The 18,879-nt window shown below is 52.1% G+C and carries 21 protein-coding genes; 8 read left to right on the forward strand and 13 right to left on the reverse strand.

The window, feature by feature from the left end; all coding sequences use genetic code 11:
• The first annotated feature begins 14 nt into the window (after positions 1–14).
• The 3 genes from CWI69_RS04275 to CWI69_RS04285 are packed head-to-tail and all read left to right on the forward strand — an operon-like array spanning position 15 to position 1,880.
• Positions 15–1,013, forward strand: coding sequence for a LacI family DNA-binding transcriptional regulator (locus CWI69_RS04275; protein ID WP_126762190.1), 999 nt, complete (start codon positions 15–17; stop codon positions 1,011–1,013).
• Between the two features lie 33 nt (positions 1,014–1,046).
• Entirely contained in the window at positions 1,047–1,565 is a 519-nt protein-coding gene (locus CWI69_RS04280) for a DUF2569 domain-containing protein (protein WP_126762192.1), read from the forward strand.
• 60 nt (positions 1,566–1,625) lie between these two features.
• Complete coding sequence (locus tag CWI69_RS04285) at positions 1,626–1,880, forward strand: YkoF family thiamine/hydroxymethylpyrimidine-binding protein (RefSeq protein ID WP_126762194.1); 255 nt, start codon at positions 1,626–1,628, stop codon at positions 1,878–1,880.
• Between the two features lie 8 nt (positions 1,881–1,888).
• Here the strand turns inward: CWI69_RS04285 and CWI69_RS04290 are convergent, their stop codons facing one another.
• Both CWI69_RS04290 and CWI69_RS04295 read right to left on the reverse strand, forming a co-directional pair.
• Complete coding sequence (locus tag CWI69_RS04290; RefSeq protein ID WP_126762196.1) at positions 1,889–2,158, reverse strand: hypothetical protein; 270 nt, start codon at positions 2,156–2,158, stop codon at positions 1,889–1,891.
• A 56-nt stretch (positions 2,159–2,214) separates the two neighbouring features.
• Positions 2,215–3,297 (reverse strand): calcium/sodium antiporter, encoded by a 1,083-nt coding sequence (locus CWI69_RS04295; RefSeq protein WP_126762198.1) that lies wholly within the window; start codon positions 3,295–3,297, stop codon positions 2,215–2,217.
• A gap of 185 nt (positions 3,298–3,482) precedes the next feature.
• On the opposite strand from CWI69_RS04295, the gene CWI69_RS04300 reads away from it, so the two are divergent.
• Entirely contained in the window at positions 3,483–4,499 is a 1,017-nt protein-coding gene (locus tag CWI69_RS04300; RefSeq protein WP_126762200.1) for a tellurite resistance/C4-dicarboxylate transporter family protein, read from the forward strand.
• An 83-nt stretch (positions 4,500–4,582) separates the two neighbouring features.
• Here the strand turns inward: CWI69_RS04300 and CWI69_RS04305 are convergent, their stop codons facing one another.
• The 7 genes from CWI69_RS04305 to CWI69_RS04325 all read right to left on the reverse strand — a co-directional run bounded on the left by CWI69_RS04305 (position 4,583) and on the right by CWI69_RS04325 (position 8,194).
• Positions 4,583–4,813, reverse strand: a complete 231-nt coding sequence (locus CWI69_RS04305; RefSeq protein WP_126762202.1) for a hypothetical protein — start codon at positions 4,811–4,813, stop codon at positions 4,583–4,585.
• Positions 4,814–5,005: 192 nt separating this feature from the next.
• A complete protein-coding gene (locus tag CWI69_RS12295) occupies positions 5,006–5,248 on the reverse strand; it encodes a topoisomerase DNA-binding C4 zinc finger domain-containing protein (RefSeq protein ID WP_241971023.1) in 243 nt (80 codons plus the stop codon).
• A gap of 21 nt (positions 5,249–5,269) precedes the next feature.
• Complete coding sequence (locus CWI69_RS04310) at positions 5,270–5,803, reverse strand: nuclease-related domain-containing protein (protein WP_241971024.1); 534 nt, start codon at positions 5,801–5,803, stop codon at positions 5,270–5,272.
• Positions 5,804–5,832: 29 nt separating this feature from the next.
• On the reverse strand, positions 5,833–6,561 hold the full coding sequence (locus CWI69_RS04315) for a GOLPH3/VPS74 family protein (protein ID WP_126762204.1): 729 nt from the start codon (positions 6,559–6,561) through the stop codon (positions 5,833–5,835).
• Positions 6,525–6,725: a hypothetical protein gene (locus CWI69_RS12270; protein ID WP_198678880.1), complete on the reverse strand. Its 201-nt coding sequence runs from the start codon at positions 6,723–6,725 to the stop codon at positions 6,525–6,527. Before CWI69_RS12270 ends, CWI69_RS04315 begins: the two co-directional genes overlap by 37 nt.
• 468 nt (positions 6,726–7,193) lie before the next feature.
• Complete coding sequence (locus CWI69_RS04320) at positions 7,194–7,733, reverse strand: DUF924 family protein (RefSeq protein WP_126762205.1); 540 nt, start codon at positions 7,731–7,733, stop codon at positions 7,194–7,196.
• Between the two features lie 116 nt (positions 7,734–7,849).
• Complete coding sequence (locus tag CWI69_RS04325) at positions 7,850–8,194, reverse strand: BON domain-containing protein (protein ID WP_157984237.1); 345 nt, start codon at positions 8,192–8,194, stop codon at positions 7,850–7,852.
• A gap of 168 nt (positions 8,195–8,362) precedes the next feature.
• Between CWI69_RS04325 and CWI69_RS04330 the strand changes: the two genes are divergently transcribed.
• Positions 8,363–8,905 (forward strand): hypothetical protein, encoded by a 543-nt coding sequence (locus tag CWI69_RS04330; RefSeq protein ID WP_126762209.1) that lies wholly within the window; start codon positions 8,363–8,365, stop codon positions 8,903–8,905.
• Positions 8,906–8,921: 16 nt separating this feature from the next.
• On the opposite strand, the gene CWI69_RS04335 is transcribed toward CWI69_RS04330, so the two are convergent.
• A complete protein-coding gene (locus tag CWI69_RS04335) occupies positions 8,922–10,337 on the reverse strand; it encodes a M14 family zinc carboxypeptidase (RefSeq protein WP_126762211.1) in 1,416 nt (471 codons plus the stop codon).
• Positions 10,338–10,470: 133 nt separating this feature from the next.
• Between CWI69_RS04335 and CWI69_RS04340 the strand changes: the two genes are divergently transcribed.
• A complete protein-coding gene (locus CWI69_RS04340; RefSeq protein WP_126762213.1) occupies positions 10,471–11,541 on the forward strand; it encodes a S66 peptidase family protein in 1,071 nt (356 codons plus the stop codon).
• Here the strand turns inward: CWI69_RS04340 and CWI69_RS04345 are convergent.
• From CWI69_RS04345 to CWI69_RS04355, 3 genes are read right to left on the reverse strand one after another with little or no spacing between them, the layout of a single operon-like run.
• On the reverse strand, positions 11,509–12,453 hold the full coding sequence (locus tag CWI69_RS04345) for an L-threonylcarbamoyladenylate synthase (protein WP_126762214.1): 945 nt from the start codon (positions 12,451–12,453) through the stop codon (positions 11,509–11,511). The genes CWI69_RS04340 and CWI69_RS04345 overlap by 33 nt on opposite strands.
• Complete coding sequence (locus tag CWI69_RS04350; RefSeq protein ID WP_126762215.1) at positions 12,450–14,795, reverse strand: putative inorganic carbon transporter subunit DabA; 2,346 nt, start codon at positions 14,793–14,795, stop codon at positions 12,450–12,452. Before CWI69_RS04350 ends, CWI69_RS04345 begins: the two co-directional genes overlap by 4 nt.
• Entirely contained in the window at positions 14,792–16,246 is a 1,455-nt protein-coding gene (locus CWI69_RS04355) for an NADH-quinone oxidoreductase subunit L (protein WP_126762216.1), read from the reverse strand. The genes CWI69_RS04350 and CWI69_RS04355 overlap by 4 nt, the downstream gene beginning before the upstream one ends.
• Before the next feature lie 121 nt (positions 16,247–16,367).
• On the opposite strand from CWI69_RS04355, the gene CWI69_RS04360 reads away from it, so the two are divergent.
• Positions 16,368–17,252, forward strand: a complete 885-nt coding sequence (locus CWI69_RS04360) for a LysR family transcriptional regulator (RefSeq protein ID WP_198678881.1) — start codon at positions 16,368–16,370, stop codon at positions 17,250–17,252.
• A gap of 94 nt (positions 17,253–17,346) precedes the next feature.
• On the forward strand, positions 17,347–18,807 hold the full coding sequence (locus CWI69_RS04365; RefSeq protein ID WP_126762217.1) for a protein adenylyltransferase SelO: 1,461 nt from the start codon (positions 17,347–17,349) through the stop codon (positions 18,805–18,807).
• Positions 18,808–18,879 lie beyond the last annotated feature (72 nt).

Consider the following 18,879-nt stretch of genomic DNA (forward strand, 5'->3'; position numbering starts at 1 on the left):
GAGTCCTGCACGAGATGGCAACAATTTACGAAGTGTCCAGGTTGGCCGGCGTATCACTGGCGACAGTATCGCGTGTTATCAATAACACCGCGCCGGTACGCGAAGCGACCCGGGTAAAAGTCGAAGCCGCCATGAATGAGCTCGGCTACCGGCCTAATTCAGTTGCGCAATCTCTCGCCAGCAATCGCTCGAACAGTATCGGCATTCTGGTATCAGAGCTGAGCGGTCCGTTTTACGGCGAGCTCTTGAGTCGTATCGAAGCTGAATTCCGCGCCGTCGGTAAACACGTCATTATTGCCGCTGGTCATAGCGACGCCGAAATGGAACGCGAGAGTATCGAATTCCTGCGCAGCCGTAATTGCGATGCACTAATTCTGCACGTTGAATCTGTCAGCGACAATTATCTGCGCGGTCTGGCCGACGGCGGCTGTGCCTTTGTTTTGATCAACCGCTACGTGCGCGCCATTGCCGAGCGCTGTATCACCCTGGATAACCGCCATGGTGGCTATCTTGCCACCCGCCACATGCTGCAACTTGGCCATCGTGAAATCGCTTATGTATCCGGTCCAATGTGGAAAAATGACGCCAAAGAACGCTACGCCGGGCATCTGGAAGCACTGGCTGAATTTGGCGTTAGTGAAAACAAAGCGTTGTTCTTCGAAGGTGACTTCCAGGAAACCGGCGGTGTGCGTGCCCTACAACATTTTTTGGCTGCCGATGCCAGCTTTAGCGCATTGGTTTGCGCCAACGATGAAATGGCTTCAGGTGCCATTACCGCAGCTCACGATATTCCACTGGAACTGCCTGACCAACTCTCAGTCATTGGCTTCGATAACGTTAATTTCTCCCATTACACCTACCCGAAGCTTACGACCATTGATTACCCAATTGCTGAAATCGGCCAGATGGCAGCACGCTGGGTGCTCAAGAATGTCTATTCACAAACAACAACAGAACTGAAAGCGATCTTTGAACCGCGGGTGATAGAGCGCGACTCAACACAAAAAATTTAACCAAGAATAATAACTACTAAAAGGAACTTAGCCGTGAGCGACGCTGCGCAATTACAACTACAAGAGCAAGAGCAGGAACAACAACCACAGCAACAAAAACAATTAAAAGGTATCGGCGGATGGCTCTATCTGGTCGCCTTTGGCGTGATTATGAGCCCTTTGTTTTTGAGCGTTGAGTACATTCCTATGTTCGTTGACTATGTTAACGGTGCCTATGAACTCACATCCAACCCAAACTCAAAATTCTACGTTCCTTACCTGGAACTATTACTGAATGTGGAGATGCTGGCTAACGCATTCATGCTGCTTGTTTCGCTTTGGCTGGTGTATCTGTTTTTCAGTAAACACCGCTGGTTTCCAAGGGTATTTATTTTCTTATGCGCGTTTTCACCTTTGTTGTTAATTGCTGACGCCTGGATCGTTCTTAAGCTAATGCCTGATCTCGTTACCATTGATCAAGCCACAGTTGTCGATATAATCCGCGCAATTATCTATGCTCTGATATGGATTCCCTACATGCTGATCTCAAAACGAGTGAAGAATACCTTCTGAAATCTTCTGAGACCTTCACAGGATTTGATTTCGTTCGCTTATAAAAGGAGTAAAGTCGTAATGAAACTGACAATCGACATCAGTAAATACCCCCTCGCTGACAATTATATTGAGCCCATCAAAGGTTTTATTGATGAGCTCAATAAGTTCGAGGAGTTGCACATCATCACCAATAGCCTGAGCACTCAGGTATTTGGTGATTACGATGAAGTTATGGCTGCGTTACAGGCATGCATTAAGTGGTCGTTTGAACGTTACGGCAAAGTCGTCTTTGTCGTTAAGTTCCTGCATGGTGACCTGCGCCCAGAGAGTTAATTCGACGGCTAGTTTTTCATTACGCTGGCAGTGAAAACCTGGTCGACCTTGTCCTCAGTGACCAGATCATCAAAGCTGTCGACCAGGGCTTTTTCAATGGCGTCGCGTTCCGAGGCGCCTTTAACCATATAGTTCACCGCGGTCGCAGCGATGCGCTCGTATTCATCGTAATTGTCATTTTCCTGACAGCAGGTGTTCATTGGGTCAGTTTCAAATAACGCCTTGTTGAAACGTTCCAGTAGTTGCTCAAGTTCAGGGTCGGTATAAGCCGTTTTCATTCCATGTACTCCTTTGCTTAAGATGAACGAGTTGTAGGCCTAAGTGTAGTTTATTTTTATGACAATTTGCGCCGTCTCGCCACGTCTCTGATGACTGACGTTACCACTACCACCACTGTGACCGGCAGGATCACATACCAGGTCAGTGACATCAGCGAACTGACCCAGGCCTCACCTTTCGCCGCACCGACCAACAATGCGGTGTACAGAACGTAGAGGCCGAAAAACAGCGCGCCTTCGCTGCGACTTAAGGTGGAACCTGTTATCACCAACGGCAAGGTCAGGATAGCAACACCCAACATGATGGGTAAATCCTGCTGCACCAGCTGTGTATTTGCTGTCAAACCATCAAAACTTACTACACCTGAAATACCAAGCACAGCCAGCAGGTTAAAGGTATTACTACCGACCACGTTACCTACCGCGATGTCGCGCTGACCTTTAATACTGGCAACAATTGAGGTGACAACTTCAGGTAACGAAGTACCGATCGCCAGAATAGTCAAACCTATCACCGCCTCGCTCACGCCGAAGGTACGCGCGATGTTCACCGCGCTGTTGACCAGCAAACTCGCACCGGCAATAAGCAGCGCAAGGCCAACCACCAACCACAACAAACTCTGCCAGGCCGGGTGATTGCCCTGCGTCAGTTCTGCTAATTCATCACCACCCGGAGCATCCGATTTGGCGTTTTCAGACTTTCTCCCCTGGACAAATAGGAAAGCGGTGTAAATTACCAAGAGCGCTACCAACAAGGCACATTCGAAGAAGCTAAGCACGCCATCGGAGGCCAGATAGAATACCAGTGCACTGACCAGCACCATGATGGGCACATCCTGACGGATCAGCTGCCGTGATATGACCAAAGGCGTGATAACAGCCGCCAGACCCAGAATAAACAGCACGTTAAAAATGTTACTGCCAACCACATTCGCCATGGCCAGCTCGCTTTTCCCAGCTATCGCCGAGTTAATACTTACCGCCAGCTCGGGGGCGCTGGTACCAAATGCGACAACAGTCAAACCAATGACAATGGTCGGAATGCCAATGCTTGCCGCCAAGCGCGCAGCACCGCGAACCAGACCGTCAGCGCCGGAAATCAATAAGACCAGGCCTAATGCCAAAAGAACGTAATCCATGTTTACCTCAAGTCTTTATTGCCAATTGTAATAACAGCTAGTGTATTACATTGAAATTAGGCTTCCCATAAGCGCGCAGAATATTTTTCTGGCAACGGCTGTCCGGTAAATGATGATGGTTATCAACTTTTGAACTGGTTAAAGTAGGTAACCTGAAGGTATCGAAAAGGAGAGTGCTATTGTTAATGGATAAAACTGAGCAGTTGTCGCCTGCCTATTTTGGTTTTGTGATGGCGACCGGAATCATTGCCATCGCGGCGCACCAGCAGCAGTATCCCTGGATAGCCTATACACTGTTCGCTATCTCCTGCCTTGGCTGGGTCACGCTTAGTTTCCTTTACAGTTACCGCGCCGCGCGATTTACCCATGTTTTTGTCGATGACTTGACTAGTCATAGCCGCGGGCCAGGTTTTTTCACCAGTGTCGCAGGCACCGCACTGGTTGGTAGTCAGGCTTTCATTCTGTTCGACGCTTATTGGGTGGCGTTTGTAAGCTGGATCATCGCATTACTGCTGTGGATTGTACTTACCTACACAATTTTTACAGCGCTGACTATTCGCCGCGACAAACCCACGCTTGATAAAGGTATCAGTGGAGCATGGCTGCTGGCGGTCGTCGCTACGCAATCGGTAGCAGTTTTAAGTGCCATTTTAGCCACTAACACCGCCCAGCCCTGGAAACTCGAGCTTAACTTCTTAGCGCTATCGATGTGGCTATGGAGTGGGATGCTCTACATCTGGATGATGTCGCTGATTTTTTACCGCTATACGTTTTTCCAGTTCGTACCAAGCGACCTGGCGCCGCCCTACTGGATCAATATGGGCGCTATGGCGATCTCAACGCTGGCCGGATCATTGCTGGTCATTAACTCGACGGAGGCGCCCTTTCTCTTAACCTTAACGCCCTTTATCAAAGGCTTTACCATCTTCTACTGGGCCACCGGAACCTGGTGGATTCCGATGCTGCTGATTTTAGGGATATGGCGCCACGTCGTGCGCAAGTTTCCGTTTGCCTATGACCCACTCTACTGGGGCGCAGTGTTCCCGCTTGGCATGTACAGCGCCTGTACCTACGTGATGCTGCAAGCCATGGAATTTAACTTCCTGCACGGACTACCCACGGCCTTTTTCTATATCGCGTTGCTAGTCTGGGGCGTAACGTTCTGGGGATTGTGTAAAGCCGTTGCAGCTCGCGTGGCGTGAGTCTGATCATACAGTGGCGTGAGCCTGACCATACAAACGAGGGCGCGTCGCGGGGTACGTACGCGCCCGTGTCTATGTTTACCCTATTCGTCGTCGCCGTTGAGCTTTTTCTTGGCCTCAAGAATATCCGCTAAATAATCCTGTTCCGGACCAGGCATATTCTCTTCCGTAGCGACCTGGAGCTCCAGAGCGTCATACTCCCATTGATCCAGAACTTGCTTTTTCTGATCATGAGTCAGATTGCTGTCGTTCAATACGTCCTCGGGGTTCTCATACGCTTTAGACGGATCTTGTAAGATGGCTTCCAGCTTCATAACGCCTCCTGTATCCAGTAGCAATTCAAAAGTGGGATCATTTATAATCCCTACCTCCTTTAAGACTAGACGACATCTGTGAAATCGCCACCGTTGCGAGTGACTGAATGCGAGGAATTTTTAGGAAAGCGCAGACATTGCACGTTTGGATTATTCGGTGCAATCTACACTGCTCGAGCGGCGCACAATGTTTTAGAATTGCACGATGCCGCGGCATTTCGGGTAAGCGCCGCAGCCCCAGAATTGCTGCCCGGCGGTTTCCCCACGCTTACTTTCCCGCAACACCATCGCACCGCCGCATTTCGGGCAAGTGATATTGCCTGTAGCGCTGGCTTTGGCATTCAGCGTTTCGCGCACGTGACGCACGTGGTCACGGTTCGTCTTGAACGAACGCTCCAAGCGTCCTTGCTCGATTTGTTGCTTCAGCTGAAACACCTGATCGCTGCTCAGCACCGGTTAGGTTTTACTCTTGATGTAGGAGATATAAGCACCACCGTAGGCCACATTAGCAGGCATAGCAGTCTTAAACACACTATCCCCGATAAACACTACGACAGAATGAATCTGCTCATCACTCAGGTCCAACAGCGACTGCAGCGTTTTAACGTGCTTGTAGTTCTGATGCAGAGGATTCTGAAACTTGGTCGTATGCCGATAAATTTTCTGGGTCCAGGTCTTCTGGTTCTCTGCGCCGAAAATCCACCCCTTCATATACTTGGTTTCCACCACGAAAACGCCATAGACCGAAACAATAATATGATCGATCTGCGTGGTTCCGGTGTCCGTCAAAAGGGTCACATCTTTAATCAGGTGATAGGTATCATGGTCCAGACGGAAATACGCCGCCATGTTAACCAGAAATTCACCCAACTTTCCCTTAAACCAAGCCGAGGTGAAAAAGGCAGCCAGTACCGCGAACGCGACAACATAGCCACCATAAGTCAGCAGCAAGCCAGTCGCCTGCTCAATCAATACCGCCGTCACATCCATTTATTTATTCTCCATCAAAACTTGAACTGTTAGCAGCTGGTCGAGGCGCTGGTGGCTGCGCTGGTGCTGGCTGCCATAATCGCCGGCATTATCGCGGCCATCATGACGGCTACCTCAACCGCGGCGATGACATCTTTCGCAGTTTTACCCAATAGCTCGCCGTTTACCACTTGTTCAATACGTTCCTTATTTGCCTTCAACTCTTCTTTACTGAAGACCTGCGGCAATAACCGAGCGCCTTTGGCTAAGGAAACAATGACCGCAATTCGTGGATCAATTTCCAGTGGCCGATCAAGAATCAACCGACGCATTTCACTGCGCAGATGTTGTTCCGGCGCCGGATTCACTTCCGGATACACCCGCTTGGTAAACAGCCAGAGCACCTTCTTCTCTTCCAACTCGACGATACCGTCCGCCACCAATGCCTGCGCAACTTTATGCTTCAACTTAGGGATTGCCCCTACGCGCATCACCCAGTCTTTCAGTTTGCCACGACGTTTCGCAGTGGCCATCTTCTGGAGAGCTTCGTCAAACACCTGATCACCCGTTGGCGTGTCATCCAGCACTCGTACTTTGTCTTTATTTTCCGCGTCAACTTCAATACGCTTCATCAAAAGCAGTTCGGCCAGAATCGCAGCCGCCACACCATAATTGATATAAGCCGCATTCATGGTGCCCTTCTCTTCGCAAAGCGCCAGCAACATCAATGCTTCATAAAGCTTCAGCTGCGATTCAGTAGTCGGGGTTCCAGTAGGCATAGAAATCTTCCCATTTTTGTTGTCTTAGACGATTGCGTGGCAAGCTCCGTTTGATCTAATCCATAGCCCGCACGTTCATGTTGCAACAAGTAGCCAAGTTGCCGCGCGAACTCGCGCACCACCTTAGTCGTTTGTTCCATTTCGCCTTGCTGCTCCAAATTCATAGTAACCTCCATGTTATCTCCCATAAATTCAGTCTACCCTATACCCGTAGCTTCTGAGCATGACAAAAACGTAACATTCTGTGAGCAATCCTAGCTTCCGGAGTCTCCATAAAACCACAATCTCATCAACCGTAGCGGCGATCGGAGCCTGGAATTAAGCACTGAACTAAGAGTAGAACAGAGCACAAAACTCAAACGGGAACTAGAACTAAATCGAGAGCTAATCCTATACCGAGAGCTAACCCTATATACACATCGTCGAATGAAATGAGATATCTAATACTCATTTCAAATCAACAGCTTAAATCATAGGGTTGTTATCCCCACAGGTATGCAGCTGCTATAAGGCATTATTTTCGGCTTTTTAAACAAGGCTACGCACACATTCATCGCTATTTAAACTGCCTGCAGCGGAGACGCTCGGCCGGCAGCACAGGCGCTAAGCGGTGGCGGAATTATGGATAGAGGCTAAAAGCTGGAGCCTGGTTGCTGCATGAAGGCGTGTTCTTCGGCGGTGGTGGTTCGGCCTAGAATTGCGTTTCTGTGGGGATATCGGCCGAACCGCAAAAGAATATCGCGGTGCTTTACTTCAAAGTCATAGTTGTTCTCGAGGCCCGGCTGGTTAAAGAGTTGCATGGCTTGCTCATGAATCACCAAAGATTCGCTATGCATGTAGGGCATGTACAGAAACGCTTTTTCGGTTGCATCAAGCTTTTGATCAACGCCTAATCGCACGGCCTCCTGGGCGAGCGCTAATGACATAGGATCCTGGGCAAATGCCCGCGGGGAGTCGCGATAGACATTGCGTGAAAATTGATCGAGTACGATGATCTCAGCCAACCGTCCGTGTGCAGATTCGCGCCACTGCCAGCACTCTCCTGCTGCCGCAGCTTCCAGCACGGCACCGAAGCGCTCGGTGATAGTCGCATCCAGCTGATCATTTTTGCTGAACCAATCGTCAGGTGTCAGCTCGTCGAACCAAAACTCTAAAACGTCGTTTGCATTCATTACGCTCTCTCCCAAAGTTGACTTAGCATAGCCCAACCGGCGCTAATAATAAAAAGCCCCATGCAACAGCTGTTGCACAGGGCCTTGAGAAAAACCTAAAGCGTCAGAAAACGCTGTTATTCCTCTCTTACTTCCAACTGATTTTCCACTCCTACTACGCCTTCAGTATCACGAGCGATACGTCCAAACTCGATGTAGTCGTCATGGGTGGGAACTACGCCACTGAGGATGACAACCCCTCCTTTTGTTTCCACTGTGACTTGCGCGCCACTTGCGTGCGCCATCAGTGCGCTTTGAACTTTGGCTGTAATGGCTGCATCACTGACGTGGTCGCCGCCATCCTGGGTTGCAACCTCGGTGGCTTGACCTGCGGGAGTTACCTGCGTTGTCGCCATGGCAAAAGTACCAAAGGTTAACGCCATAATCGAAGCCAGTGTGGTAAATACATGTTTAATTTTCATGAGATTCCTCCTCATTTCACGTAGCAAAATTGCTTTGTCACTATCACTATAGCTATCTGAGTAAGAATATAAAGTTGCTTTGCACGGCTTTAGCTTTGCGAAGATTAGGTTAATTTCTGAACATCGACTAAACCTATAAGGTAATACTATGCCAATGGAGGCAATCAAATGAACCGCATTTTAGCTATTTTTACCAGCCTGACCTTGGCGCTAAGCTCGACCGCTGTTTTCGCGCAGGCGCAGGAGCAGGATTCCAGCAAAACTAAAGGTGCTGATCAGGCGGTCGATGCGAAGACGCAGGCCCGAGAGCTCGATAAAGCAACACCCAAGCTTGCCGAATCCCTTGTCCGTCCGGAAGTCGAACCCGATTTCATTGATGAGGATTCAGACGATGACGGCTTGGCCGAAACCACAGTAGACACGGCACCTACGCCGGTTCAGGCTACTGATGAGGCTGCACCTATTTACCAGCAAGATCCTGGCCGAATTAAGGTCGGTGAGGTGACCCTGGAAAAGCAGGAAGACATTGACGCGGATGCTTATGGTGACGGTGCTGACAGTGCAGAAAGCACAGAACGTAAGCGCCCGGGGCGCACTAAGTACAGTGACATTACGCTGAAAAAACAAAACACTTCAGGCGACGGCACTGAAGAAGATACCGAGCAAGCTGAAGAGAAGAAAACCGAGAAGAAAAAAGGCGGCAACCGATAGTTACCGCCTTAGGTCACTAATTAAACTGGATGACCACCCCCGCCAACACGGCGATAGCAACCTGATCCTGTTGTTGCAACAAGAAAGTAGCGTTTTGCCGTTGTTGGGGGCGTGATCCAGGGATCGAGCGCGGATTCACCAACACCGGTAGATGGGTGCTGATGCTCAGAATTCTGGCGTCACCATTAAAGTGGGTGAAGCCTTCTTTCATCAGGTTCAGGTACTCATGATGTGAAAGAGTCAGACCTTCATCTGGAATGGTATAGGCCTTGCCTGCTTTATAGGTGAGCTCTTTGGCATCATGACGCTCGAATGCGGGAAACACCGACAAGTCGCCAACTTCGCGGATATAGCCGTTCTGTCGTGCGTCTGAACTACGATTGATACCAATATCGATACGGTAGGTATGTTCGCCATCGACCACCTGTACTGCATCGAAGATCACGTCTTTAAAGCTATTCGAATTGTTCATCGGGATGCTGTGGTATGGCTCCAGCGATACGTCTGCATAGGCTTCGCTGGCGATACTGTCGAGCGCCCGCACCAACATCGCGACGTTCACTGCGCGGGCTTTCTGCCGGTTTGGATCCTGCGGATATGCGCCTGACTCAATCAGAATAGTGCTGATGCCCATCGCCGAGAAATTATCGCCAAACGCGCGTGGCGCAAAGGTGTCGTTATAGCGGCCGACATGACCGGGGATCATCGCATCCGTTACTGCACCCAGATCGCCGATTAGCTGCATGGCACGGCCACGGCTGCCATTGATATCCTTAGCATGGTTGTAAGCGGGCGCCAGCACCGAGATGGTTGCGGTTTTACCTGTGTTGCCGACTTCATAGTAACGACTTTGGTCATGCAGGTTAAAGCCAAAATCCGGCTGCAATACCCTGCCTTGTGCCATTAACATACGTCCTTCTGGCGTCTGTTGTGCCATAGCGTCACGGTTTACATCGATACCCTGCACGTTATAGCGTTGCGCAAGTTCTGCTCCGTCTGGGTTGACCATAGGAATCATGTGCAAGGTGATGTCATCGGCCCAGCTCGCCCGCCATTCGGGATCCGTTTCAATTTTTTGCATCAGATCGAATAACGCAGGTGTGGCAGTCGATTCATCACCATGCATCTGTGACCACATGAACACCACAGTATCGCCTTCACCGACACTGATGCGATAAATTGGCCGGCCCTGATAGGAGCTACCCACCTGCTCGATACGAAACAGGTCGTTTTGCTTTACCTGCTCAATTAATGGCTCGATGTCAGCGAAACGAATCTGCTGTTTATCTAATCCAGGCACCAGCTCCGGGTCATAATGATGATTATGTTGATGTTCATCATGAGTTTTCGGGTCATGGGCCAACGCGCTTGCAGGCATTACTGTAGCAGCGATAAAGGCACTAACGATAAGGGGGTACATAAGTTTTTTCATTATTTATTGCTTCTCAGGGTTCAATTACTAATAAATTATTACTAGGATTGAGAGTAGCCGTTGACGTCGAACTGCGTCAACCAGCAAAAGTTAAACAGGCCCAAATCTAAGACTAATAAAAGGTAACCTTGTTATGGATCGCAGATCGTTCATAAAAACTCTGGCCGCTGGTGCGGTCGCAACGCAGTTTATGTCTCCTGCTAAACTCGCTGCCTCGCCTTTCGCTGCGGGCTCTTCGGCGCTAGGTGCCGGCCGCTTGCCGAAGCGGCTGAAAGCAGGTGATACAGTGCGTATGGTTGCCCCTGCCAGTGCGGTACAGGACCGTCATCATGTGCTGATCGCCAAGGAAACCTTTGAACAGTTAGGCTTTAAGGTGCAACTCGGCGAGCATGTATTCGGTCGCTATGGCTACCTTTCCGGCACGGACCAGCAACGTGCCGAAGACGTCAATAAAGCTTTTGCGGACGACAAGGTCGATGCCGTCATCGCTGTGCGTGGCGGCTGGGGCTGTAATCGCATTCTGCCGTTGCTCGACTACGACATGATTAAACAGAACAACAAAGTCTTACTTGGTTACAGTGATATCACCTCGTTAATGAATGCGCTCTATGTAAAAACCGGCATGGTTTCGTTTCATGGTCCAAACGGCTACTCCTACTGGGCTGATTTTCAGGCGCAGCAGTTCAAAGATATGCTCATGGAAGGTAAAGCGACTACCATGCGCAACTACAAAGAAAAAGAAGAAACCCTGACCATGATGACCAATCGCACCACCACGGTAAATGGCGGCAAGGCGCAGGGCGTTATGGTAGGCGGTAACCTGACGGTATTGACCAGCTTATGCGGAACACCCTACTTCCCCGACTTGCGCGGCAAGATCCTGATGCTCGAAGACGTTGGCGAAAATATCTATCGCATTGACCGCTTCTTGTCCCAGTTACAACTTGCCGGCCACCTCGATGACGTTGCTGGTATTGTGTTCGGCCATTGCACCGAATGCGATCCAGGTGGTGGCTTTGGTAGTTTCACCCTGCATGAAATTTTCGAGCATTACTTTAAACCGCTCGGCGTGCCGACCTACACCGGCGCCCAGTTCGGCCACATCCGCGACAATCATATTTTGCCAGTGGGTCATGTGGTTGAACTCGACGCCGATGCTGCAACCGTTAGCTTACTCGGTAGCGCGGTCAAGACGGTTGCGTAAGGCTTGCCACTCTTCACCTTCCGGCAGGGGTTCCAGCCAGATGGTCGCCTGCTGCTGCTGATCCAGCTCATGCAAAGCGTAGTACAGCGCATGCGCGTACTGCGCTGGTGTGGCGCCCAGTTCCTGTTGCTCGCCGGCCCAGTCGTGGCGCCGGCTGCGCACTAGAAGTACACCCTCTTTAGCAGCCTCAGGGTCAGACAACCAGCGCAGTTTCGCCTTTGGCTGATAATGTCTGGCCATATTACCCGCTACGGCAACGTCGTGTTCCGGCGGCGTCTGCACCGACTGTCCGAGCAACTCACTGATTTGCTTAGCGGTAACAGGACCCGGTCGTAATATCTGTATACCGCTCTTGGGGTCCCGTAAATCGAGAATGGTGGATTCAATACCCACCTGACAGCGGCCACCATCAAGTACCGCATCGATTTTGCCCTCCAGTTGCTCCAGCACATGTGCACTTGTCGTTGGGCTCAACTGTTGGTGCATATTGGCCGACGGCGCAATCACGCCGAGCCGGTGTTGTTTAAGCAACTGTTGCAACTGTGGCTGTGCCGGAAGCCGGACTGCAATGCTATGGCTCCCGCCGGTAATCAGCGGTGATACCCGCGGATGGCGTTTTAACAACAGCGTCAGCGGACCCGGCCAGAAATGCTCGGCCAGTTGATAGGCGAAATCGGGTAGATCGCTGGCCCAGTCCGTTAACTGCTCGATGCTGCCGACGTGAACGATGGCAGGATGCCCTTGCGGCCGTTGTTTCGCTGCGTAAACTTTGCGAATCGCCTCCGCGTTCGTTGCATCGGCCGCCAGACCATAAACGGTTTCCGTGGGCACCGCGACAATGCCGCCAAGTGTCAGCAGGCGACCGGCATGCTGAAGATGTGTCTCGTTATCCGCCTGAAGTACTAGCGTCATGCTCTTGCCTCTTCTTTTGAATTCATTTCATGTTGCGTGTTTGCTACAGCTTGCCAGCCGTCGGCACTGCGTTGTTGCGGCTGCAGTTGCTGCCCGGGCTGCCACTGCCACAGGTACAGCCATTCATTCTCAATCAGCTGCCGTACCACGGGTTGTTCGGCGATAACCCGATCAATCGCCGCCTGGCTTGCGGCGATAACAACGGTGAGTCGCAACGGCTCGTGATACCAGTTTCTCCCATCATGCAGCGATTGCTTCGACAAGCCGATGCGAATATCGCCACCATTGCCCTCAAACACCCCTAGCCCATCTGCCACCACGTTATGCAGCAATTTATTACCGCTACCGAACTGTTGTGGCGCTACCGTCGATGCGTAGTACTGCATGTTGATCCAGTGGGCCACCACCATAGGCGCAGTCATCAGCTGGGTCAGAATCTTCTGCTCAGGATCCCGATCTGCGTGGTAATCATGCAGAAAAGCGCGCGCATCAAAATGACAGTTTCGGGTCGCCGTGCGCGGTGCAAAGATAATTGCAGCATTTCGTGCCAGGCCCCATTCGGGACGCACTTCTGCCCAGCTGCCGGCACGCTTCTGCAACTGCACCGCACAGGACTCCTGCTTACCCTTTTTTTGCCGTGCAGGCAGACGCTGAACCTGTTCCTGCTGGGCTTGTGTATTGGCGTTCTCCAGCCAGTCCCGCAGTTGTTCATCATCACTTGCGGTCAAGAGGTTGAGCCGCTGCTGGGTGGTGTCATGCAACGCCGGCAGAAACTCTGTCGCCTCAGGAATGGCTATCCCATGCTGCTCCTTAAGTACCGCCCGTACCTCGTGTTGATTCAGGATCTGGGCCAGCACTTGTGCGTTCGCTGAGCCCGATTGTCCGCCACAGGCGCCACATTCGAGGCTCGCGGCATGCGGATTATTACGCGTCGAAGCGCTATGCCCGACCAGTAAAATACGCGCTGCAAATTGCTCCGTAAGACCCATGCCATTCAGGGCATTCGCGGCAAGTTGCGCCAATTCAGAAGCTTGGGCAGGTTGACCATCACGGGTGATTTGCCATCTTTGTTGATTCATGGCTGAGTTGGCCACCCGCCGCTGCGGCTTGTAGGTAAGGCTGCGTTTTAATAATTTCCAGGCCTTGGTCAGGCCACTCATTTCAACCCAGCCATAGGCGCCGGCGGGGCTCTCGTGCGCCCGGTGCCAACTGGCGGAGCGCCAGGTTTCAATCTGTTTGCGCTGGCTGTCAGCGTCTTCCGCCTGGCACACTTGCCACTGCGGTGCCAGTAAGCCTGGCAACTGTGGCTTGCTGTAGCCCGGGCTAATCTGATACTCGACGGGCAGACCGAAGAAACCAGCAAAACCCAGCGTCTGAATACTGTCCGCTTGCGCTTCCAGAGCTCGCCGCATCGGCTCTGAACGCACGTCGATGCAGAGTACCGCCTGCAGCTCTGGCTGCGCCGAACCGGTTGCAGGGGCGCGTTGCAATTGCGCGGCCAACTGTTGCTGATAACGCAGCTCAGACTGCTGCTGTCGCTGCCACATCGGCGCCTGCAGCTGTTTCACCTCAGCTTTAACCTGTTCGTAACTGGCCCACTGGCGCTCAAATTGTTGCCGGGTTTCAGCGCTGACACTGTGCCAGCAGACCAGATCCCAGGCCAACCGGATGGTCAGTAACTGCGACAGCTCATCATTGAAGTGTGGCTGCTGTTGCAACTCACGTTGCCAGCGGCGCTGAGCAAATACACTGGCCCAGCCATAAATATCATGCAGCAGTACCTGCAGGTAAACGGACCATTGCGCTTCGTTTAATGGCAACTCCAGCGCTTGCTGATAGAGCTCCTGATAATCCGTCGACAATGCATGCAACTGACGTTTCACATTAGAGTTGTTTAGCAGCAACTGAATCCCGCGATCCTGCCGGGTGATACTCAACCACTGCTTGTACATCCGCTCGCTGATGTTCTGATCCTGGCCAACTTGCTCCGGGTAGCTCACCCATAGCGCACAGAACTGGCTCATCTGCTGTTTGATCTCAGTTAGCCAGGGCAAGGCGCGGGCGCCGTTTTGGCGCAGGTTAACATCCTGCACGGCGGCCACAGAGCCAGCCCAGTCCGGGTAATCTTCTCTTGCCGGCGTCGCTGGCATCAGCATCGAGATGCCAAACCATGCCTGTTGTTCTGCGGCGACGTCCTCAACGGAACGGTCACGCTGTTGCCACCACGGATTGACTGCAATGCTGCGATCCAATGGCCAGGTCGGCGCCACCTCAGCGGTCGCCGCTGCCACTAACGCGACAAGATCAGGTTGTTGTAAACGCGCAGCTGTCATCCCCGTCATGATGAGACTCCTTGTGATTTCGTTGTACGTAATGGCCAGATGGAGAGCGTTAGCCGGGTGGCCCACTCATCGAGATAAAGTCCCGCATTAAGGGCCACGAACAACCGACTGCTATGCGCCGACTGCGGGCGGTACAACAGCCACAAATAAACCCCTGTGATACCGAGCAAAACCATGCAGATCCAGACATCCAGTTGCCATAAATACGGCGTCGCGGCGAAGTTTAGCTGTTGACTGAGGGCCCAGACTGCGACCAGATAAACACCGAACCACACCGCTGCTGCACAGATTGCCCGCACTAACTCGCTCAACCTGAAGCGCTCAAACATGGTCGACAACCACAGCCCCAGGGCCAGACTCACCGCTAGCCAGGGGGCAACATAGTCAAATTGTGTGGTGCTCATCACAAAACCTGTTACCAGGCCGACCACCGCTAGCACACCGCCAATGACTGCGGCAAACGGCGGCAGGCCAAGTTGCACGAAGCGCTGCCGTTCGCGCTGTTCAACCGCCGAGCCTGAGGTCAGGAAGGCGTAAGCTTTGTAGCAGGAGTGCGCGAGTAAATGCAGCGCCGCCAGGGTGTAATAACCAAGGCTGATTTCCACCAGCATTAACGCCATTTGCGCAACCGTTGACCAGGCGAGCCGCACTTTCACACTGATGCGGGTCATGGTTACGGTGGCCGCGACCAGCATACTGATGCCGGCGACCACCGCCAGCAGCCAGCGCGCCACCGGAGCATCGGTAAGTAATGGCGAAAACTGCAGGAGTAAAAAGCCGCCCAGATTAATAATGCCAGCATGCAACAAGGCCGAAACCGCAGTAGGCGCCTCGACCACTTGCAGCAGCCAGCCATGCATCGGCAGTTGCGCACATTTTAATAACGCCACAATGACCAGCAGTATGGCAATCCATTCGCTACCTGAGGCGCTACCTAAGAGGCTAGCTGAGACACTGTCAGCCAGTGGCGTAGCACTTAACTCGGAAATATGCAGGATGTCGAACTGCCACCACAAGCCAAAAAGGGCAGCCCCTAAGGAGGTTTCTGCAAGCCGGGCAAAAATAAACTTTTTGTGCGCCGCAAGTTGTGCGCGTGGCCGCTCAGGATAAAACAGCAGCAGCCGGTGGAGGCTCAGGCTCACACTGACCCAGCCCAGCCAGAACAGCAGAAAATGGTCACTCACCGCAGTGAACAAAATGGCAGCCAGAACTGCCGTCAGCCAGCAATGGAAACGCTTGCCCTCATGTTCATCGCGCATTTGCACGGCAGCAAATCGCACCACAACAAAGCCGATGAAGCTGATCATTGCTGCAAAGCCTGCGCTTAGCGGGGTTAATCCGAATCCCCAGGCATAAAATGGCGCTGCACCACCAATCCCTGTTACCAGACTTACACTGAGAAAACCCAGCGACAACACTGCCAAAATGCTTGCGGTAATGCGCCAGCGCATAATGCCTCCACTGCCTTATTTTGATATGCCGGCATTGTGCGCTATTGCGATCTATTTAAAAAATACATATATTTTATTTATACGTTCTATTTTAGAGAACGTTTTGACAAGGGAGCTGACAGTGTCGCGTTTAAATTATCACCATCTGTATTATTTCTGGCGTGTTGCCAAGCATGGCAATTTAACCGCTACCGCGCAGCAGCTAGCGGTTTCTCAGTCGGCATTATCTGCGCAGATCAATCAGCTCGAACACAGCATAGGCCAGCCATTATTCGCACGTGAAGGCCGCACGCTGGTGCTGACCGAACTGGGACAGACGGTGCTCAACTACGCAGAAGATATTTTCCAGCGTGGCGAAGAACTTCAGCAGTTATTGAAACAAGGCACCCTTGCCCTGCCGAGCCTGAGAATCGGTGTGCTATCGAGCATGTCACGTAATTTTATCGATACCTTTATCCAACCCCTGATGCAACAGAACGATGTGCACTTTCAACTGATTGCCCGCCCGCAACCTGAATTGCAGGAGCTGTTAGCCCAGCATCAGCTGGATGTAATCCTGACCAACCATGAGTTACCAAGTAACGATGAAATTGCCTGGCAGTCACAGTTACTGGCCCGCCAACCGCTAAGCGTTATCGCCCCGCAGGCGTTGGCTCAGTTGCCCACCCAGGTGGATGAAAGTTATCGTGGACAACGCTGGGTGGTACCCTCGTATGCTTCGCCATTGCGCGCGGCTTTTGAATCTTTTTGCACCCAGCACGAGCTGGCTCCTGATATTGTCGCCGAAGCCGACGACATGGCCATGCTGCGCCTGCTCGCCCGGGACAGTGGCGCATTAGCTGTTATGCCGGCGGTCGTGGTGCGGGATGAACTCGTATCCGGGCTGCTCAGTAAGCGCTTCGAGCTACCCAACTCATTTGAAAACTTTTATGCGGTCACCCTGTCCCGGAAATATCAGCATCCATTGCTTTCCCCTTTGCTACAGGCGACACAGCATCTATCCTGAGTATCAGGGTCAACGTTCACCAGCAAAGAATGTTAGGATAACTAACAACGCTCAGTTGATACTTTCGGGCTGTCCGTTTTAGCAAGGAGATGTAATGAAAACCGAGCAAAGCTATCCGCGTTTAGACCCGCGTCTGGCCGCTGCTGTCGAGCCTACACCCGTTATGGATCCGCAATGGATCGCATTTAATGACGACCTCGCTCAGCAGCTCGAAATTCCGTCAGCCCACCGTGCCACGGACGATGGACTGCAAATCTTTTCGGGCAACCGCACACCGGACTGGGCCCAACCCCACGCGCTTGCTTACGCTGGCCATCAGTTTGCTAACTATGTGCCACAACTAGGCGACGGCCGCGCCGTATTGCTCACTGAAGTTATCGGCACTGACGGCGTGCGCTACGATATTCAGCTCAAAGGTTCGGGGCGTACCCCTTATTCACGCGGTGGTGATGGCCGCTCGCCGCTTGGCCCGGTGCTGCGTGAATACCTGGTGAGTGAAGCTATGCACCAGTTGGGGGTACCAACCACCCGCGCACTGGCGGCAGTCGCCACGGGCGAAATGGTACAACGCGAAGAGGCGCTGCCCGGTGCGATTCTGACCCGCGTTGCGGCAAGTCATCTGCGGGTCGGCACTGCACAATACGTGCTGGCGTTTAAAGAACGGGAGTTACTGCAAAAGTTCGCCGATTACGTGATTGAACGGCACTATCCCCAGTGCGCCGAAACTGATGCGCCCTATTTAGCTTTACTCGCTGCGGTGGTCGACAAACAGGCTGCGCTTATTGCCCAATGGATGAGTCTGGGCTTTATTCATGGGGTGATGAATACCGATAACATGACCTTGTCCGGTGAAACCATCGATTACGGTCCCTGCGCTTTTATGGAGGCTTATGATCCGGCGACTGTGTTTAGCTTTATTGACCGCCGTGGCCGTTATGCTTATCAGAACCAGCCTGCAATCGGCACCTGGAATCTGGCCCGCTTCGCTGAAACTCTGTTGCCACTAATTGCCAGTGATCGCGATGATGCGGAGAGCGCTATCGCCAAAGCCACTGCTGCCGTCGAGAATTTCCAGCAGGTCTATGAGGGGTATTACTGGCAACGTATGACAGCAAAACTTGGTCTGACACCCGAAGCCGCTGACGCGAAATCACTCACTCAGGATTATCTTGACCTGATGCAGCAGCATCAGGTCGACTTCACCCTGGCTTTTCGCTTTCTTGCTGATACTGACAGCAATCGGCTCGCCGAATTATTTGAAAATACCCAAGCGTGGCAGGACTGGCATCAGCGCTGGACGCGGGCGGTAAAGGCTGAGCACAGTTCGATGACTGATGCGCAAAACCAACTCAAACAAACCAACCCAGCTTATATTCCGCGTAATCATCTGGTAGAAGCGGCAATTCAGCAAGCTATGGAAGACGGTTCCCTGAAGTTGTTCAATCAACTTAACCGGGTGTTGCAAACGCCGTTTGTCGAACAGGACGATGCGGAAGAGTTTCTGCAACCGGCGACGCCCGAGCAAGCCGTTCCCCGTACGTTCTGTGGTACCTGATGTCCACAAACCCTGCAGACATAAAAAACCCCGAACAGATCCTTCTGTACGGGGTATCCTCGCGGGAGAGTT

This window comes from Pseudidiomarina halophila (assembly GCF_003987215.1).
Classification (GTDB): Bacteria; Pseudomonadota; Gammaproteobacteria; order Enterobacterales; family Alteromonadaceae; genus Pseudidiomarina; species Pseudidiomarina halophila.

Excerpts from the sequence above, each read along its gene's own strand:
- CWI69_RS04275 (WP_126762190.1), top strand. The coding sequence starts at position 15 with ATGGCAACAATTTACGAAGTGTCCAGGTTGGCCGGCGTATCACTGGCG.
- CWI69_RS04285 (WP_126762194.1), top strand. The coding sequence starts at position 1,626 with ATGAAACTGACAATCGACATCAGTAAATACCCCCTCGCTGACAATTAT.
- CWI69_RS04290 (WP_126762196.1), bottom strand. The coding sequence starts at position 2,158 with ATGAAAACGGCTTATACCGACCCTGAACTTGAGCAACTACTGGAACGT.
- CWI69_RS04295 (WP_126762198.1), bottom strand. The coding sequence starts at position 3,297 with ATGGATTACGTTCTTTTGGCATTAGGCCTGGTCTTATTGATTTCCGGC.
- CWI69_RS04300 (WP_126762200.1), top strand. The coding sequence starts at position 3,483 with ATGGATAAAACTGAGCAGTTGTCGCCTGCCTATTTTGGTTTTGTGATG.
- CWI69_RS04305 (WP_126762202.1), bottom strand. The coding sequence starts at position 4,813 with ATGAAGCTGGAAGCCATCTTACAAGATCCGTCTAAAGCGTATGAGAAC.
- CWI69_RS04310 (WP_241971024.1), bottom strand. The coding sequence starts at position 5,803 with ATGGATGTGACGGCGGTATTGATTGAGCAGGCGACTGGCTTGCTGCTG.
- CWI69_RS04315 (WP_126762204.1), bottom strand. The coding sequence starts at position 6,561 with ATGCCTACTGGAACCCCGACTACTGAATCGCAGCTGAAGCTTTATGAA.
- CWI69_RS12270 (WP_198678880.1), bottom strand. The coding sequence starts at position 6,725 with ATGAATTTGGAGCAGCAAGGCGAAATGGAACAAACGACTAAGGTGGTG.
- CWI69_RS04320 (WP_126762205.1), bottom strand. The coding sequence starts at position 7,733 with ATGAATGCAAACGACGTTTTAGAGTTTTGGTTCGACGAGCTGACACCT.
- CWI69_RS04325 (WP_157984237.1), bottom strand. The coding sequence starts at position 8,194 with ATGAAAATTAAACATGTATTTACCACACTGGCTTCGATTATGGCGTTA.
- CWI69_RS04330 (WP_126762209.1), top strand. The coding sequence starts at position 8,363 with ATGAACCGCATTTTAGCTATTTTTACCAGCCTGACCTTGGCGCTAAGC.
- CWI69_RS04335 (WP_126762211.1), bottom strand. The coding sequence starts at position 10,337 with ATGAAAAAACTTATGTACCCCCTTATCGTTAGTGCCTTTATCGCTGCT.
- CWI69_RS04340 (WP_126762213.1), top strand. The coding sequence starts at position 10,471 with ATGGATCGCAGATCGTTCATAAAAACTCTGGCCGCTGGTGCGGTCGCA.
- CWI69_RS04345 (WP_126762214.1), bottom strand. The coding sequence starts at position 12,453 with ATGACGCTAGTACTTCAGGCGGATAACGAGACACATCTTCAGCATGCC.
- CWI69_RS04350 (WP_126762215.1), bottom strand. The coding sequence starts at position 14,795 with ATGACGGGGATGACAGCTGCGCGTTTACAACAACCTGATCTTGTCGCG.
- CWI69_RS04355 (WP_126762216.1), bottom strand. The coding sequence starts at position 16,246 with ATGCGCTGGCGCATTACCGCAAGCATTTTGGCAGTGTTGTCGCTGGGT.
- CWI69_RS04365 (WP_126762217.1), top strand. The coding sequence starts at position 17,347 with ATGAAAACCGAGCAAAGCTATCCGCGTTTAGACCCGCGTCTGGCCGCT.